The sequence below is a fragment of the Romboutsia sp. 13368 genome, from assembly GCF_018336475.1.
Lineage (GTDB): Bacteria > Bacillota > Clostridia > Peptostreptococcales > Peptostreptococcaceae > Romboutsia.
In genome coordinates this window covers 1306703-1307306 of the sequence record NZ_CP048741.1, presented here as the reverse complement: position 1 = coordinate 1307306, position 604 = coordinate 1306703, and the positions used below count along the sequence as shown (strand labels likewise).

Sequence of the window (604 nt, the reverse complement as noted above, 5' to 3'; positions counted from 1 at the left end):
ATTAAAACAGCATCCTAAGTTTTCTTCTTTTTTATCATCAACTAAACCAAGTACTTTAAATGCTGCCTGACGTATAGCTTTTGCAGGAATATCTTCATATTCATTACCTTCATATGTTACTGTTCTACAGTATGTTTTACTTCCAAGTAAATCTGAACATGAAGCACAATAATTTTCTGATACCTTTAAATCAAGTATTTCTTCAATAGGAACTCCATTATATAAAATAATATTTGATTTAGAAATTTGATTATCTCTCAATTTTTTATCAGAAAGTATAACTTCAATACCTTTATCATGTAACTCTATATTTAATTGTCTTATTGTTTGATATAAAGTATTTCTTGTATCATTACAACGATCACAAGTTTCTCCATCTACATCAAGGTGTTTCCATTCAATATTAAGTATTATCATTTAAACTTTCCTCCTAATAATTTTCCTTATTTACTTTTTCAAATTCTTCATTAATTACATCTGCAAGTTTATCTATTGCCTTATAATGTTCTTCCGTTAAATTTTAATTCGTATTATATAACAATTGCGAAGTTAATTATATTGTATCATTTTCARCATTYATTTAAAATATAGCCTAATAAAAAAT

The 604-nt window shown here is 24.9% G+C and carries 1 protein-coding gene; it reads right to left on the bottom strand.

The features are described 5' to 3' along the window. A partial coding sequence (locus G3997_RS05310) for a DUF2703 domain-containing protein (protein WP_296644065.1) occupies positions 1–417 on the bottom strand: 417 nt, incomplete at its 3' end. Positions 418–604: the final 187 nt, after the last annotated feature.